The following is a 16,506-nucleotide window of genomic DNA, read 5'->3' as shown; positions in this document are numbered from 1 at the left end:
AGCTATGCTCACCAAAGTTCGCTCCCCTCTCCACTCCCGAAGGAGCCCATGAAACCCGAACCGTCCACCTGGACACCCCAGGACCGCGCCGGCGGCCCCGGGCAGCCGGAGCCCCCCGCCCAGTTGCGGCGCATCTTCGGCCTCTTCCGCCCCTACCGCGGCCGGCTCGCCGTCGTCGGACTGCTCGTCGGCGCCTCGTCGCTGGTCTCCGTCGCCTCGCCGTTCATGCTGCGGGCGATCCTCGACACCGCGATCCCGCAGGGGCGCACGGGCCTGCTGACCCTGCTCGCGCTCGGTATGATCGTCACCGCCGTGGTCAACAGCGTCTTCAGTGTGCTCCAGACGCTGATCTCGACCACGGTCGGCCAGCGCGTCATGCACGACCTGCGCACCGCCGTGTACGGCCAGCTCCAGCGCATGCCGCTCGCCTTCTTCACCAGGACCAGGACCGGCGAGGTCCAGTCCAGGATCGCCAACGACATCGGCGGCATGCAGGCCACCGTCACCTCGACGGCCACCTCGCTCGTCTCCAACCTCACCTCCGTCATCGCGACCGTCGTCGCCATGATCGCGCTGGACTGGCGGCTGACGATCGTGTCGATGCTGCTGCTGCCGGTCTTCGTCTGGATCAGCCGCCGCGTCGGCCGCGAGCGCAAGAAGATCACCACCCACCGGCAGCGCCAGATGGCCACGATGGCGGCCACCGTCACCGAGTCGCTGTCCGTCAGCGGCATCCTCCTCGGCCGCACGATGGGCCGGGCCGACTCGCTCACCAAGACCTTCGCCGACGAGTCCGAACAGCTCGTCGACCTGGAGATCCGCTCCAACATGGCGGGGCGCTGGCGGATGTCGACCATCGGCATCGTCATGGCCGCCATGCCGGCCGTCATCTACTGGGTGGCGGGCATGGCGCTGCACAGCCAGGGGCCGGCCGTCTCGATCGGCACCCTGGTCGCCTTCGTCTCGCTCCAGCAGGGTCTCTTCCGTCCGGCGGTGAGCCTGCTCGCCACGGGCGTGCAGATGCAGACGTCGCTCGCCCTCTTCCAGCGCATTTTCGAATACCTCGACCTGCCGGTGGACATCACCGAGCCCGACGAGCCGGTCACGATCGACCGGGTCGCGGGAGAGGTGCGCTTCGCCGATGTCGACTTCGCGTACGACGACAAGGGCGCGCCGACCCTCACCGGTATCGATCTGACCGTCCCCGCGGGCGGCAGCCTCGCCGTCGTCGGACCCACCGGATCCGGCAAGTCGACGCTCAGCTATCTCGTCCCCCGGCTCTACGACGTGACGGGCGGCCGGGTCGAGCTCGACGGCGTCGACGTCCGTGACCTGGACTTCGACACGCTGGCCCGCGCGGTCGGCGTGGTCTCGCAGGAGACCTACCTCTTCCACGCGTCCGTCGCCGAGAACCTGCGGTTCGCCAAGCCCGAGGCCACGGCCGAGGAGATCGAGACGGCCGCGAGGGCCGCCCAGATCCACGACCACATCGCGTCGCTGCCCGACGGCTACGACACCCTGGTCGGCGAGCGCGGCTACCGCTTCTCCGGAGGGGAGAAGCAGCGGCTGGCGATTGCCCGTACGATCCTGCGCGACCCGCCCGTGCTGATCCTCGACGAGGCGACCAGCGCCCTGGACACCCGCACCGAACACGCGGTGCAGCAGGCCATCGACGCGCTCTCCGCGGGGCGCACCACCATCACCATCGCCCACCGGCTCTCCACCGTCAGGGACGCGGACCAGATCGTGGTCCTCGACGCGGGCCGTATCGCCGAGCGGGGCACGCACGACGAGCTGGTCGGGCGGAACGGCCGGTACGCCGACCTGCTCCGCAGGGGCGAGTCGGCCGACCGGCCGTCCGACGGTCTGGCAGCGGTCTCGTCGTGAGGCGGTCCCGTGCCCAGAAACGCGGCAGCGCCGCTGCTCCCGTGGGACGGGGAGCAGCGGCGCCGGGCTCGCGGTCGAGGCGTCAGACGAGCCAGCCCACGAAGTGGACGAGGCCGGCGAGCAGGTTGGTGATGACGTTCATGGTGGTGCTTCTCCTCAATACGTAATGCTGATGTGGGACTGCGCGGCTCCGGTCTGCAGCCCGTCGCTTGCGCCCCGTAAGCATCACGCTTCACAGAGTGATCGGGCAATGGAAATCCTGACGATCACACCTTCTGACGAACAACCGATCCCACGTTCGTTTGTTCGTGCTTGTGGCGCGGTCGGGGCGCCGTCCGTGTCGTCGCAGCTCAGCTACCGGATTCGGTGATCACTCCGGGTTAGCGTGCCCGCATGACCAACCAGCCTCCGCGTACCGGACCCGGGCGCCGCACCCGGTTGACCCGCCGCGGCCGGCTGGTCGTGCTGACGGGCGCCCTGCTCATGGTGGCGACCGCCGTCGCCGTGCCCGTCCTGCTGCTGACCGGCGACGACAGCGGCGGCGGAGGAGGCGGTGAGCAGGCCACCCTGGTCGTGCCGGAGGGGCGCCGCGCCACCCAGGTGTACGCCGCCGCCGACCGCGCGCTGTCCGTCCCCGCCGGTACGACACGCAAGGCGGCGACCGGGGGCGCGCTCACGCTGCCGACCGCCGCCCGTGGCAACCCCGAGGGCTATCTCTATCCCGCCACCTATCCGGTCGGCCGCGCGACGACACCGGCGAGCCTGCTCAGTTTCATGGTCAACACCGCCAACCAGCGCTTCGGCGCCGACCGGATCGCGGCGGGGGCCCGGCGCAACGGGGTGACGGTCTATCAGACCGTGACGATCGCCAGCATCGTGCAGGCGGAGGCGGCGACCGTGGCCGACATGGGAAAGGTCGCCAGGGTCGTGCACAACCGGCTGGCCATGGACATGCCCCTGCAAATGGACTCGACCCTCAACTACGCCCTGGGCCGCGCCACGCTGGACACCAGCCACGACGACACGAAGACCAAGAGCCCGTACAACACCTACGCGCACCGAGGGCTGCCGCCCACCCCGATCGGCAACCCCGGGGACGCCGCGATGAACGCGGCGGTCAACCCGACCCCCGGGCACTGGCTGTACTTCGTCACCGTCGCCGACGGCGACACCCGGTTCGCCGAGACCTACGAGGAACAGCGCAGCAACGTCCGGGAGTTCAACGAGAACCGCAGCCACGCGAGCGGCAACTGACCGTGGTCGGCGGCACGTCGGGCCGGGCGACTCGGGCCCCGCGGCTCAGACCGCGGCCCCCGCCGGCTCCCGGGCCAGCAGCCGCCTGATGTCCCGTACGGCCGTACGGCCCGCCCTGTTGGCGCCGATGGTGGAGGCCGAAGGCCCGTACCCCACGAGATGGACGCGTTCGTCCCGTACGGCGCGCGTGTCCTCGACCCGGATACCGCCGCCCGGCTCGCGCAGCCGCAGCGGCGCGAGATGGTCGACGGCCGGCCGGAAGCCCGTCGCCCAGAGGATCACATCGGCAGCCACCCGCCGGCCGTCGTCCCAGGCCACGCCCTCCGGGGTGATCCGGTCGAACATCGGCTGCCGGTCGAGCACACCGTCCTCGCGTGCCGTGCGGATCGCGTCGGTCAGCGGCAGCCCGGTCACCGAGACGACACTCTGCGGCGGCAGGCCGCGCCGCACCCGCTCCTCGACGAGAGCGACGGCGGCCCGCCCCTGCTCCTCGCCGAACGGGCCCTCCCGGTAGACCGGTTCGCGCCGTGTCACCCAGGTGGTGTCCGCCGCAACCTCGGCGATCTCCATCAGATGCTGGGTCCCCGAAGCGCCGCCGCCCACCACGACCACCCGCAACCCGGCGAACTCGGCGGGCCCTTGGTAGTGCGCCGTGTGCAACTGCCGCCCGCGGAAGGTCTCCTGCCCGGGGTAGCGGGGCCAGAACGGACGGTCCCAGGTCCCGGTCGCGTTGATGACCGCGCGGGCCCGCCACACCCCCTCGGACGTCTCCACCAGCAGCCGCCCCGCTTCGCCCTCGCGCACCGCCGAGACATCCACGGGCCGGTGCACCCGCAGCCCGAACCGTTCCTCGTAGGCGGTGAAATACGCGCCGATCACCTCGGCCGAAGGACGCCCGGCGTCGGCGTCCTTACCGACCAGTTCCATACCGGGCAGCGCGTGCATGCCGTGCACCTTGCCGTAGGTCAGCGAGGGCCAGCGGAACTGCCAGGCGCCGCCGGGGTGCGGTGCGTGGTCGAGCACGACGAAGTCCCGGTCCGGCTCGAAGCCCGTACGCCGCAGGTGGTAGCCGCTCGACAGACCGGCCTGACCGGCGCCGATGACCACCACGTCCACATCGCGCACCCCGAAGTCGTTCACGCCTCTGCCAACAGCTCCGAAACCGGGGATCTTCCCGTGCGCGCCCCGCCCCGTCGCGCGGCACGATAGGGGCTATGTCACACGCATTCACCACCAGGATCCTGCACATCGACAGCGGCAGCGAAGAGGCGGTCGTCGACCTGACCCGGGACTGCGCCGCGTTCCTCCACGACGTGGCGGACGGCCGCGACGGCCTGCTGAACGTGTTCGTGCCGCACGCCACGGCGGGAGTGGCCCTCATCGAGACGGGCGCGGGCAGCGACGAGGACCTGCTCGGCCAGCTCAGGACGCTGCTCCCCGCCGACAACCGCTGGCAGCACCGCCACGGCAGCCCCGGCCACGGCAGGGACCACGTCCTGCCGGCGCTCGTCCCTCCGCACGCCACCCTGCCGGTCGTCGCCGGCCGACTGGAGCTGGGCACCTGGCAGTCGGTGTGCCTGGTCGACACGAACGTCGACAACGAGAGCCGGCAGGTGCGGCTGAGTTTCCTCGGCTGAACCCGAGACGTCACTGTCCGTTCTGTGTAGATAGTCCTATTTGGGGAAAAATAGTCAGTAGGACATGCCGAGACCACGATGAAGGGGTCCTCATGGCATACATCGAAACGCACGAGAACGACAGCTTCTACGCCCTCGACCGGCCGGCCAACCCCACGCTCGCCGAGGACAGGCCCCGTGGCGGCGGAGCGCGGAAACCGCTGCACCACAAGGGGAGCCTGACCTTCGGCGCGCTGGTGGGCGCGGTCTTCCTGGAGATCCTCATCGGGATCTTCATGTTCCCGTGATCGGCACAGCGTGACCGGCACGGCATGACCGCCACGTCGTGACCGGCCCGTATCGGCCCGTACCGAGGAGCGCGGGCGTCAGTCGGCTTCGCGCCGTGCGGCGTTCTTCTCCTTGATACGGACGGCTTCCTTGCGCACCTCGGCCTGGGTGGCGCGCTCCCGCGTGAGCCAGTCGGGGCCGGCTTCCTTCAGCGCCTCGATCTGCTCCGTGGTGAGCGGTTCGGTCACCCCGCCACGGGCGAGACCCGCGATGGAGACGCCGAGCTTGGCCGCCACCACCGGGCGGGGGTGCGGGCCGTTGCGGCGCAGCTCCTCGAGCCACTCGGGCGGTTCCGCCTGGAGCGCGCTCAGTTCGTTGCGAGAGACGACACCCTCCTGGAACTCGGCGGGGGTGGCCTCAAGGTACACACCCAGCTTCTTCGCGGCTGTCGCCGGCTTCATGGTCTGGGTGGTCTGCTGCGACGTCATGGTGACCAGGGTATCGAGCGGGTGCGACGCCGCTGACCACGACCGGTAACCTGGCGGGGTGACAGGCTCGGATGTGCCCCCTTCGTTCCGCCTCGCCTACGTCCCCGGCGTGACCCCCACCAAGTGGGTGCGGATCTGGCACGAGCGGCTGCCGGACACCCCGCTGACCCTCGTCCCCGTGTCGGCGGCCGAGGCGGCGGACGTGCTGCGGGACGGCGGCGCCGACGCCGGGCTCGTGCGGCTGCCGATCGACCGGACGGACCTCAGCGCGATCCCGCTCTACACCGAGACCACCGTGGTCGTGGTCCCGAAGGACCATGTCGTGGCGGCGGTGGAAGAGGTGTCGGCGCAAGAGCTGGCCGACGACATCGTGCTGCACCCCCTCGACGACACGCTCGAATGGGAGCGCCCGCCGGGACAGGCGGCGAACGAACGCCCCGAGACGACGGTCGACGCCGTCGAGCTGGTCGCGGCAGGGGTGGGCCTGCTCGTCGTCCCGCAGTCCCTCGCCCGGCTGCACCACCGCAGGGACCTGACCTACCGGCCCCTCTCCGACGCGCCCGAGTCGCGGATCGCGCTGTCCTGGCCGGAGGACGCCACCACCGATCTGGTCGAGGACTTCATCGGGATCGTGCGCGGCCGTACGGTCAACAGCACCCGGGGCCGCACCCCCCCGGCCGCCGCCCCGACGCAGCCGAAGAAGGAACGCCCCGGTTCGGGCGGTGGCGGCGCGCGGCGCAAGCCGGCGGCGGGCAAAGCCACCGGCAAGAACCCGCGCGGCGGGTCCGCCGGTGCCAAGGGCGGCAAGCGGGGCAAACCGCGCCGCCGGTCCTGAGGCTCCCCGGGGATCGCGCCCGGAGAACCGACCCCGCACCCCGCACCAGCAGGCATATTGGCGTCTTGTCAGTTTCGTGTACCGGGCAATAAGGTTTGGTCGCCTTCGTACCAGCCCTGTTCCCGGTGTCAGGAGTGCACGTGCCCGCTGCCCACCCGTCCGCCGACGGTGCCCGGCCGCTTCGCGGCTTCGTCCGGTCCGGCCTCCTGAGCACCACCGTCGCCGTCCTCGCGATCACCGCCCTCACCCTGACCACCGAGGGCACCGCCGTCGCGGCCGTCGCGGCGAAGGCGGGCGCCCCCGGGCTCGGCGACCCGTACTTCCCGCTGGCGGGCAACGGCGGCTACTCCGTACGGCACTACGGCCTCGACCTCGCCTACGACCCGGGCACCAAGCGGTTGGACGGCGAAGCGACGATCACCGCGCGGACCGGCGGCAAGGACCTGCGGACGTTCGACCTCGACCTGTCAGGTCTCACGGTCAAGAGCGTGCGCGTGGACGGCCGTACGGCGAAGTGGACACGGCACGGCCAGGAACTGGTCGTCACCCCGCACAAGACGCTGCGCCGAGGCGCCGCCTTCCGGGTCGAGGTCACCTACGGCGGCGTCCCCGCCGACGTCACCGACCCGGACGGATCCCCGGACGGCTGGATCGCCACCGACGACGGCGCGTTCGTCGCGGGGGAGCCGCAGGGCGCCATGTCCTGGTTCCCCGCCGACAACCACCCGCTCGACAAGGCCTCGTACGCGTTCGAGATCACCGTGCCCAAGGGATACACGGCGGTCGCGAACGGTGTGCTGAAGTCACAGCGGACCAGCCACGGGAAGACGACGTTCCGCTGGGACCAGCGCGAGCCGATGGCGGCCTATCTCGCCACCGCCACGGTCGGCAAGTTCAACGTCCAGAGCTACAAAACGGCTTCGGGCATCCCGGTGTACAACGCCGTGGACCCGAGGGAGGCGGCGGAGGCCGCCCCCGCGCTGGCCGAGATCCCCGAGATCCTCAACTGGGAGACCAAGCGGTTCGGCCCCTACCCGTTCTCGGCGGCCGGCGCCATCGTCGACCACGCCCCCGATGTCGGCTACGCGCTGGAGACGCAGACCAGGCCGGTGTACGACAGGGCTCCGGACGTCGGCACGGTCGTGCACGAGATGGCACACCAGTGGTTCGGCGACTCCGTGAGCCTGACGAGCTGGCAGGACATCTGGCTCAACGAGGGCTTCGCGACGTACGCCGAATGGCTCTGGGAGGAGCAGCACGGCGGGCAGAGCGCGCAGGCCAGCTTCGACCACTACTACGCGTCGCCGGCGACCAGCGGTCTCTGGGCGTTCCCCACCGCGGATCCTGGCAGCGGCGAGAACATCTTCGCCTCGCCCGTCTACACGCGCGGCGCGATGGCACTGCAGAAGCTGCGCACGGCCGTCGGTGACCGGGACTTCTTCACGATCCTGAAGTCCTGGGCGCGCGGCCACCGTTACGGCAACGGCACCACGGCCCAGTTCGTCGCCCTGAGCGAGAAGGTGTCGGGCAAGCACCTCGGGCCGCTGTTCCACACCTGGATCGGTACGGCCGGGAAGCCGGCCAAGCCGTAGTCGCCGTCGTGGCCGGGGTGCCCGAGCCGCGCGTCACGCCTTGCGGAACCTGGCCCCGATCGCCGGCGAGTGGAAGGCCGTCGACGTACCGGAGGCCCAGGCCGCCAGGTCGGGGCGCTTCGGGCGGGAGCCGCCGGCCAGCCAGATGCCGATGACGACCAGCCCGCCGACGACCGTCAGGATCAGGGTGACCACCACCGACGTCCGGTAGCCGTCGGCGAAGTCGGATCCCGTCGTCATGGCGAGATGCACCAGGACCGGGCCGATCAGGAACGCGGCCTCGGAGCGCAGCAGTTCGACCAGGGCGAAGGTCGGACCGAGCTGTGCGGCCGACACCGAGAAACCGGCGAGGAACAGTCCGGGGGTGACGCCGGCGCCCGCGCCGAAGCCCAGGAACAGCATGGCGACCGGCACCACGGCGGACGCGTTCGACGCCGAGACCGCCAGCAGGATCCCGGCGCCGACGGCGACGCTGACGATTCCGGAGAGCGCCAGGACCGGTGTCCAGCGGGTGGTCACCAGTTGCTTGAACAGCACGGAAGCGATCACCACTCCGAGCACCATCGGAGCGATCAGCGCGCCCGACTTGATCGGGGAGTAGCGCGCCACCTCCTCCAGATAGACCTCGGCCAGCTCCAGCAGGGTGGTGAAGGCGGCCCCGACGAGCATCGCGCCGAGGGTCCCGCTGACGGGCAGTGTGTTGCTGATGGGGCGTACCGGCATCAGCGCGTTCTTCTTGTGGTACTGACCGACGATCAGGACGGCACCGATCAGCAGGCCGACGATGACCGGGGCGAGGAACGCGGCGTCGGAGAACGAGCCACGGGACAGCCAGGAGACCCCGAAGAACGGCAGGAACGCCGTGCCGAAGGCGAGCGGGATGGCGAGCCAGTCGAACCGCGTGCCCCGCGCGTAGGGCTCGTTGCTCTCGAACGTCAGGGCCCCGAGGGTCAGTCCGACGGCGGCGAGCACGGCCACCGAGGTGTACAGCAGCCGCCAGCCGCCGTAACTGCCGATCAGCCCGCCCACCAGCGGTCCCGCCGTCACCATGCCGAACAGCCCGATGCTGATGACCGCGGCGGTGAACGGCAGCCGTTCGATGCCGTGCCCCAGGATCAGCGGCGGCAGCGCGGAGACCAGCAGCATGCCCGTGCACAGCCCCTGGAGGATCAGACCGGCCATGAACAGCCCGATCCCCGGGGCGCTCAGCGCCAGGACGGAGCCCAGGACGAACCCGGACTCGGCGAGCAGGTAGACCACCCGCCGCGGCAGCCGCTGGAGCAGGTCGGCGGCGCCCACGGCACCGAACGCGTACCCCGCGTTGGACATGCCGCTGGTGAGCTGCAACTCGAACCGGGTGGCGCTGAGGTCGTGCATGAGGACCGGCAGCGCGAAGGAGGTCGCCGTGGTGAGGATCAGGTAGGGGCTCAGTGCGAGGAGCACCATGATCACTGCCGCGGGGTAGTTCCCGGCCAGTGGGACGCGGCTGAGGATGCGTGGCACGGGAAGCCTGAGCGGCATGGTTGCCCTTTGTGATCGGCGGCGGCCTGACGGATGGTCAGCAGCGTAGATCGCGGTGACCCTGGGTCACGGCTGACACGCCCGCGTCCCGGCGGCAGTCGCCCCCGGGACGCGCCCCGCCCGTGGCCCCGCTCAGTCCCCGGCCGCCGCCGATGCGTTGGTGATGGCCGTCCCGACAGCGGCCACCCGGTCGGCGAGAAGGCCGAGCGCGGCCACCGCGCGAGCCATGGGATCGCCGTCGGGCCCGCCGAGCGCCTGGGTGCGTACGTACGACGCGTTGATCGCGGACAGGCGCGCCGCCTGCTCGGCGGTGAGCGCGGAGCGCAGCTCGGCGAGCTTCAGCAGATTCGACTCGGCCCCCGTGGTGAGGGTCTGCGCCTCCGCCGTGTAGTGGTCGTCCACGACGGCCGACAGCTCGGCCTCGTTCATCACCGGCAGGATCCGCTCGGCGATCTTGTTCATGTCGCGGTACGACCCCTGCAGCCGGAACGGCGGCTCGGTACGGGTCTGCGCGGTCCGGGCCGCCGAGGCGAGGTACGCGGAGTTCACCGCGAGGACGGTCTCCCGCGCGGCGAGCAGATGGCGCAGCACGGCGAGGATCCGCTCCACCTCGGCCGGGGTGTACGCGTGCTCGGTCCGCTCGGCGGGCCCCACGCCGTGCCCGCGGGCGCGGCGTACCAGCAGTTCGAGATCGCTCCGGGAGCGGCCCGCCAGCGGCGCGAGCACGGGGTTGGCGGTCAGCGCGTTCTCCACGAAGCTCATCGCGAACACCTCGTCACGGCCGGTCAGCACCTCGCCGAGATTCCAGACGTCGGCGCGGTTGGCGAGCATGTCCGGGATCTGGAACCGCTCCCCGGAGCCGGTGTACGGATTGCCGGCCATGCAGACGGCGAACCGCTTGCCGCGCAGGTCGTAGCTGTGCGGCCGGCCGTCCCTGACCCCCTCGACCCGGCGGGTCGCGTCGCAGAGCGGAATGAACCGCTGGAGCAGTTCGGGTGAGGTGTGCTGGATGTCGTCCAGGTAGAGCAGTGTGTTGTTGCCTGCGGCGAGCGCGAAATTGATCTTCTCGATCTCCTGACGCGCCGTCACACTGCCTGCCTCGGCCGGGTCGAGCGAGGTCACCTCGTGGCCCAGCGCCGGACCGCTGATCTTGACCAGGACCATGCCGAGCCGGTCGGCGACGTACTCCAGCAGCGTCGTCTTGCCGTAGCCGGGCGGCGAGACCAGCAGCAGCATGCCCTGCGAGTCGGTGCGCCGGCCGGCGCCCGCGGCGCCGATCTGTTTGGCGAGCGCGTCACCGATCAGCGGCAGGTACACCTCGTCGAGCAGCCGGTTGCGGACGAACGCCGGCATCACACGCGGCCGGTGGTCCTCCAGCCGCAGCCGGCGCCGCTCGGCGGCGACGAGCCGGCTGCGCAGCCGCTGGTACGCGCGGAAGCCCGGCATCGTCTTCGTACGGAACTCCGTGGTACGGGCGAGGAGTTCGTCCAGCCGAACGGTCATCCTGCCCCGGGCGATCCGAGGGTGGGTGCCCAGCAGCCCCTCGACGGACACCGTCAGCGCCGCGTCGCTCTCGTACCGCTCCAGCTCAGGACACAGCTCGACGGCGACCGCCTCGGCCAGCTCACCGGGGTCCAGCTCCGTACCGCTCGAAGCGGCGTACGGAGCGAGCCAGCCCTCGACGAGCTGACGGCGCGCGTGCGGGTCGTCGCCGAGCGCGAGCAGATCCTCGTCGTAGGCCGACGTGCCCGCCGCCCGGCGGAACTTGTCCAGCAGCGTGCGGGTCGAAGCGCTGGTGACGAAGCCGGCGGGGCCGCCCGTCAGCTCCTCGAAGAGGTACGAGGCGACCGCGTCTCCCGGCTCCTCCCCGGGCAGCGCCTCCTCGATCGCAGCCGCCCACTCCCGGCGCAGCGCGTCGATCGCGGGAGCGGGCCCGAAGGCGGCACGGGCCCGCGCCAGCGAGCGGGCCCTGCGCTGCCACGAGGCGCGGCGCGAGTCGCCCGCGGCGTACGCCCAGAACCGCTGTGCGGCGGCCCGTACGGCGGGCGGGAAGCGCAGCAGCCCTGCCGCCGGATACAGCGCGAGCAACGCCGACAGGACGGCGGTGGCGTCGTCGTCGTGCACGCCGCGCTGGTACCCCTCGTCATAACTCGCGGCGGCCGACTCCCTTACGAGCAGGGCCAGTTCCGCAGGAGCGAGACCGCTCAGCGCGTCGGCGCCGTGTTCGTCGAGCAGCCGGGCCGCCAGATGCTCGGCGCGGTAGACGGACGGCGACTCGGACGGCAGCGACTGCTCCCAGTAGGGGCGGGTCGCCGCGAACTCCGGGTCGGTGACCGGCGCCCTGAAGTCCGTACCCGTCAGGGCGAAGGCGAGTCCGTCCCCGTGCGGCACCAGGGTCAGCTCGAACGGTTCGGTGTTCACGGCGAACCGGTGGCGCCCGAGCCGGACCGTGGCGCCGCCGTCCTCGTACAGCTCACCCCGGTCGCGCAGCGCGCGCCCCGCCTCCTGTTGTGCCTCCCGCAGCCGTCCCTCCAGTTCGCCGGCGCGCACCGGGTCGCCGAGGTCGCGCAGTTCGTCGGCGATCCGGCGGACCTTGGCGACCATCGGGTCGGAGGCGAAATAGGTGTGCACCGCCGCCGGATCCGGCAGCGAGCCGAGCCGGCGGCGCACACTGTCCAGCACCCGGGCCGCCGAGTCGGCGAGCCGTTCTGCGCGCCCGGCCCGCGCGTCCTGGAGGGTCTGCTTACGGGTGGCGAACGCCTCGTGCACCTCACCGCGGCGCTCGGCCAGCCGGGCGAGGAAGTCGTCGGACCCGGCGAACCGCGACTCCAGGTCCTCAAGGCGCAGCAGCAGCCTGGTCAGTTGTTCGTCGCAGGCCGCGGGGGAGCCGGCGGCGGCCAGCGCGCCCGTGACGGCCTGGCCGAGCAGCGCGAACTCGGCGGCGAACCCGGCCGTCGCCTCCCGGGACACCAGCTCCCCGCGCCGTGCTTCGAGGGCGGCGCGCACGCGGTTGGCGCCGCCGAGTACGTCGGCGATCCGCTCCAGCACCGTCGTCCGGACGGTTGTGTCGGCGATGTCGAGTCCGGACACCACGTCGGTGACGGTCGCAAAGGCCTCGGTGAGTTCCGTCAGCCGTGCGCCGAGCGCGTCGGCGTCGCTGACGCCGGTCAGTGTGTCCGTCTCGGCCAGCAGTGCGTCGACGGTCTCGTGGTAGTCGGCGAACGCGCCCTCACCGCTGAGGAATTCGACGGCGCTCCCGGCCGCCCACGCGACGTCCTCCTCGGCGCGGGCGCCGAGCGTGGTGATCCGCTCGGTGTCGGCGTGGTGCATGTCCATGAGCGACATCAGCCGGCCGTGCGCCCGCCGCAGTGCGGTGAGCCGGTCGATCCATCCTGCGGCCGAGCGCGGCGTCTCGCCGCGCACCGACCGGACGAGCCCCGTCAGCGTGCGCTCGGCGTCGTCGAGGGCGTCCGCCGCCTGCCGGGTCAGCTCCATGACCGCGTCGAACTCGGCGAGCGTCTGCCGGGCTGTCTCCCGCATCTGCGCCAACGGCTCCGCGAGCAGGCCGAGTTCCGGGTCGGTCAGCCAATGGTGCCGGTCGGCTGCGCGTACGCAGTCGGCCGCCAACTGCCGGTGCACGGCCGCCGTCGGTGTCATCTCCCGTACGCCGCCGGCCAGCGCGAGACAGTCCGAGATACCGCGCACCAGGTCGGCGTTGCCGGTCCTGGCGAGCGGCCCGCCACCCGCCGGCCGTGCGGCGGCGTGGGTGTCCGAGACATAGGGGGTCCGCCACCGCTGCAGCACATGCACCCGGCCCGGCTGCGCCTCGCCGCCCGGGTCCGCCTTGAGCAGGATCAGGGTGCCGTCGTCGAGAAGCGCGTGCCCGCGTCCCGTCAGCGGGGTCGCGACCTCCTGGCGGATCAGGTTGTACGGCAGCAGCAGGCCGCGGCTCGCGTCGCGTGAGCGGAAGACGTACAGCACGTCCTCGCCGTTGGGGGAGCGGACCGCCCCCTCGAAGACGGGGTCGACCAGCGCGTCTGCGGTGTCGAAGGTCTTGAGGGCGCCGGTGGTGAGGTAGTACCCGCCGGGGAAGATGATTCCCTGGTCCTCGGGGAGCCGGTGGCAGGACGGTCCGACGGCGTCGATCCGCAGCACCGTACCGAGCAGGGTGTTGACGACCAGATGGCGCCAGGCCTCCTCCTTGTAGGGGCGCACCCGCAGCAGGACGAGCGGCCCCAGCTCGGCGTACTCCATCTCGGCGTCGGCGAGGGACTGGAGCGGTTCGTCGACCGGCTCCTCGTACACGTTCCCGGGCGCCTGGCCGCCCTGGGCCGTCCTCACGGTGAGGGTGCCGCCGAGCGTGTCGACCGCCAGGCCGCCGCCCGCGCCGATGGCGATGTGCGGGTGGCGGCCGCGTACGTGCGTGTCGCGGCCGGCCGCCGTCCAGACGAAGTCGTGCGACGCGGGAAAGACATGGTCGCGCTCGCCCCGCCCGTCGACGAAGGCGCCGGCGGAGCCGTCCGGCTCCTGGGCCCAGCGCAGCACCCGCACGTCCGCCGCGTCCTCGCCGGTGCGGAACACCGCGAGCAGTTTGCCGTCGACCGTCCGCAGCCTGCGCAGCCGGGCCTCGCGGAAGTAGCGGTGCAGTCCGGCGAACTCCCTGACGAAGGCCGGGTCGTTGAGCAGGGTCCGCCGCCCTTCGGGCAGCTCGGCCAAGTCCGGTGTGCGCAGGGTGAGTACGTCACCGACCGCCGGCTCGCCCGTGGCGCCCGGGGCCCGTTCGAACCCGAGGAGCAGATCGCCGCCGACGGCCAGCAGGTCCCGGGGCACGCAGGGGTGCCCGGTGGTGATCCGCTCGGTGGCGAGCAGCCGCAGCTCCGTCGAGCCGAACTCCTCGGCCCTGCGGGCGTTGAGGGCCTCGGCGCGCCGGGTCAGCTCACCGGCCTGTTCGTCGAGCCGGCGGCGCAGTACCCCGTACGCGCCGGCGTCCACGGCTTCGTCAGTCATCAGGCCACCGAAGCGCCGTTGGAGGAGACCGGCACACCGGTCGGGCCGCCGCCGGTCAGCGCGGAGACCGGGGTGTCGGCGATGCCCAGCTTCCGCGCCGCTTCGAGCAGTTGCTGGAGCTGACCGGACGCGGGTCCTGAGGAGGACGCCGTCAGCCGGCCGAGCAGCGCCGACACCGTCAGATTCCGCACGTCACCCGTGGACAGCGAGCCGAGCACCTGGGTCAGATCGTCCGCGAACCGCGATCCCTCCTCCAGCCACGGACCCGCGAGCGTCCTGGCGGTCTGCGAGTTGGCCACGAACCCGTCGATGCCCTTGCCGAGCGAGACGGACGAGACCAGCCGGTCGAAGAAGACGGAGTCGCCGCCGACGATGTCGATGTCCGCGTTCTCCAGACCGGTCGCCAGGATGGTCGCCTGCGCCTCGGCGACCTGCCGCTGCACATCGAAGCCGGCCAGCCGGATCTCCTTCTCCGCCGCCAGCCGCAGCCGGTACTCCTCGTGGCCGCGCGAAGCGTCGTCGAGCGCCGCCATCGCCGCCGCCTTCTCCGTCAGACCGCCCGCCTCGGCGCTCAGCCTGGCCGAGGCTGCTCCCGCCTCCGCCCGGCCGGTCTTGGCGATGACGTCTGCCTCGGCGTCCCGGACCTGGATCCCGGCCAGCCCCACGGCCGCCGACTCCGCCTGGACGCCCTTCGCCAGCTTCTGCTTGGCCTGGGCGTCGTAGTCTGCCGCCGTCAACCGTGCCTGTGCGAGGGTCAGTTGCTCGGCAGCCCGATGGGTCGCCGCGGCTTCGGCGGCTTCCGCCGCCTTGATGTCCTTGACCAGCTTCTCCTGGGCCTCGGCCTCGGCGGCGATGATCACCGACCGGCGGGTGCGCTCGGCCTCCTCGACCACCCGCAGCTTCTTGATGGACTCCTCCTGCTCGGCGACCGTACGGTCCACGGCGAGCCGTTCCCTGATCACGTCCGCCACCTCGCGGCGCTCGGCCTCGACCTCCTTCGTCGCCGCGATCCGGTTCAGCTCCGTCTCACGCTCACGCCCGATGGCCTCCAGCATCCGGTCCTTCTCGATGCGCTCGTTCTCCACGGCGATGACCCGCTCGCGGTTCTTCTCCGCGACGGCGATCTCCCTGGCCTGGTTCTCCCGCTGGATGCCGAGCTGCTCCTCGGTGCGGATGAAGGCGCTCTGCGAGCCGAGCCGCTCCTCCTCCTGGACCCGGGCCGTCGCGGCCTCCTCACGCGCCCGCAGCGTCTCGACCTCGCGGCGCTGCTTGATCTCGGCCTCGGACTGCCGCCGCTCCAGCTCCAGGATGGTCTCCCGGGCGTCGACGTTCTGCCGGGTCATCTCCTTCTCCTCGGTGCGCTGGAACTCGTTGGTCTTCACATGCTCGATCGCCGTCAGCTCGGTGATCTTCCTGATGCCCTGCGCGTCCAGGATGTTGGCGCCGTCGAGCTGCGTCATCGGCGTCTGCTCAAGGAAGTCGATCGCCGCGTCGTCCAGGTGATAGCCGTTCAGGTCCGTGCCGATGACCCGGATGATCCGGTCGCGGAACTCCTCACGCTTGGTGTAGAGATCGACGAAGTCGAGCTGCTTGCCGACTGTCTTCAGCGCCTCGGAGAACTTCGCTGCGAAGAACTCCTGGATCGCGATCTTGTCGCTGGCCCGCTCGGTGCCGATGGCCTGCGCCACCTTGATGACGTCCTCCACGGTCTTGTTGACCCGGACGAAGAACGTGATGTGGATGTCGGCGCGGATGTTGTCCTGGCAGATCAGCCCCTCGCGGCCGGTGCGCCGGATCTCGATGGTCTTCACCGAGATGTCCATGGTCTCGGCCTTGTGCAGCACGGGCAGGACGACGGCGCCGGTGAAGGTCACATCGACCTTTTTCGTCTTGGAGATGATCAGCGCCTTGCCCTGCTCGACCTTGCGGAACAGCCGGGTGACGACCAGGAGAGCGGCTACGGCGACGAGCAGGACAACGGCGACGAGCACGCCGATACCCAAGGAGATGGCATCCAT

At 71.4% G+C, this 16,506-nt stretch carries 11 protein-coding genes; 6 read left to right on the top strand and 5 right to left on the bottom strand.

Annotated features, from left to right (window positions below):
- Positions 1 to 48 precede the first annotated feature (48 nt).
- Both OHS57_RS05415 and mltG read left to right on the top strand, forming a co-directional pair.
- Positions 49 to 1,887 carry an ABC transporter ATP-binding protein gene (locus tag OHS57_RS05415; protein ID WP_328581196.1) on the top strand — a complete coding sequence of 613 codons (1,839 nt, stop codon included), beginning with the start codon at positions 49 to 51 and terminating at the stop codon, positions 1,885 to 1,887.
- 393 nt (positions 1,888 to 2,280) lie between these two features.
- Entirely contained in the window at positions 2,281 to 3,141 is an 861-nt protein-coding gene (gene mltG, locus OHS57_RS05410) for an endolytic transglycosylase MltG (protein ID WP_328581195.1), read from the top strand.
- A gap of 45 nt (positions 3,142 to 3,186) precedes the next feature.
- On the opposite strand, the gene OHS57_RS05405 is transcribed toward mltG, so the two are convergent.
- Positions 3,187 to 4,266, bottom strand: a complete 1,080-nt coding sequence (locus OHS57_RS05405; RefSeq protein ID WP_443043056.1) for an NAD(P)-binding domain-containing protein — start codon at positions 4,264 to 4,266, stop codon at positions 3,187 to 3,189.
- 89 nt (positions 4,267 to 4,355) lie between these two features.
- Here OHS57_RS05405 and OHS57_RS05400 point away from each other — a divergent pair, with 89 nt between their 5' ends.
- The gene (locus tag OHS57_RS05400; RefSeq protein WP_041998016.1) at positions 4,356 to 4,778 is read left to right on the top strand and encodes a YjbQ family protein; all 423 of its coding nucleotides are present in this window, start codon (positions 4,356 to 4,358) and stop codon (positions 4,776 to 4,778) included.
- Positions 4,779 to 4,870: 92 nt separating this feature from the next.
- On the top strand, positions 4,871 to 5,065 hold the full coding sequence (locus OHS57_RS05395; protein ID WP_041998018.1) for a hypothetical protein: 195 nt from the start codon (positions 4,871 to 4,873) through the stop codon (positions 5,063 to 5,065).
- A 78-nt stretch (positions 5,066 to 5,143) separates the two neighbouring features.
- On the opposite strand, the gene OHS57_RS05390 is transcribed toward OHS57_RS05395, so the two are convergent.
- Positions 5,144 to 5,533, bottom strand: a complete 390-nt coding sequence (locus OHS57_RS05390; protein WP_041998020.1) for a DUF5997 family protein — start codon at positions 5,531 to 5,533, stop codon at positions 5,144 to 5,146.
- Between the two features lie 58 nt (positions 5,534 to 5,591).
- On the opposite strand from OHS57_RS05390, the gene OHS57_RS05385 reads away from it, so the two are divergent.
- A complete protein-coding gene (locus tag OHS57_RS05385; RefSeq protein WP_328581193.1) occupies positions 5,592 to 6,368 on the top strand; it encodes a LysR substrate-binding domain-containing protein in 777 nt (258 codons plus the stop codon).
- 206 nt (positions 6,369 to 6,574) lie between these two features.
- Entirely contained in the window at positions 6,575 to 7,960 is a 1,386-nt protein-coding gene (locus OHS57_RS05380; protein ID WP_443043055.1) for a M1 family metallopeptidase, read from the top strand.
- 33 nt (positions 7,961 to 7,993) lie between these two features.
- Here OHS57_RS05380 and OHS57_RS05375 read toward each other — a convergent pair whose 3' ends face one another.
- From OHS57_RS05375 to OHS57_RS05365, 3 genes are all read right to left on the bottom strand, one after another.
- A complete protein-coding gene (locus OHS57_RS05375; RefSeq protein ID WP_328581192.1) occupies positions 7,994 to 9,481 on the bottom strand; it encodes an MFS transporter in 1,488 nt (495 codons plus the stop codon).
- Between the two features lie 132 nt (positions 9,482 to 9,613).
- Positions 9,614 to 14,488, bottom strand: a complete 4,875-nt coding sequence (locus tag OHS57_RS05370; protein WP_328581191.1) for a DNA repair ATPase — start codon at positions 14,486 to 14,488, stop codon at positions 9,614 to 9,616.
- The gene (locus tag OHS57_RS05365) at positions 14,488 to 16,506 is read right to left on the bottom strand and encodes a hypothetical protein (RefSeq protein ID WP_041998032.1); all 2,019 of its coding nucleotides are present in this window, start codon (positions 16,504 to 16,506) and stop codon (positions 14,488 to 14,490) included. The genes OHS57_RS05370 and OHS57_RS05365 overlap by 1 nt, the downstream gene beginning before the upstream one ends.

This window comes from Streptomyces sp. NBC_00370, from assembly GCF_036084755.1.
In the GTDB taxonomy this organism is placed as follows: domain Bacteria; phylum Actinomycetota; class Actinomycetes; order Streptomycetales; family Streptomycetaceae; genus Streptomyces.
The sequence above is the reverse complement of the archived record's forward strand: the minus strand, read 5'-3'. Positions and strand labels throughout refer to the sequence as shown.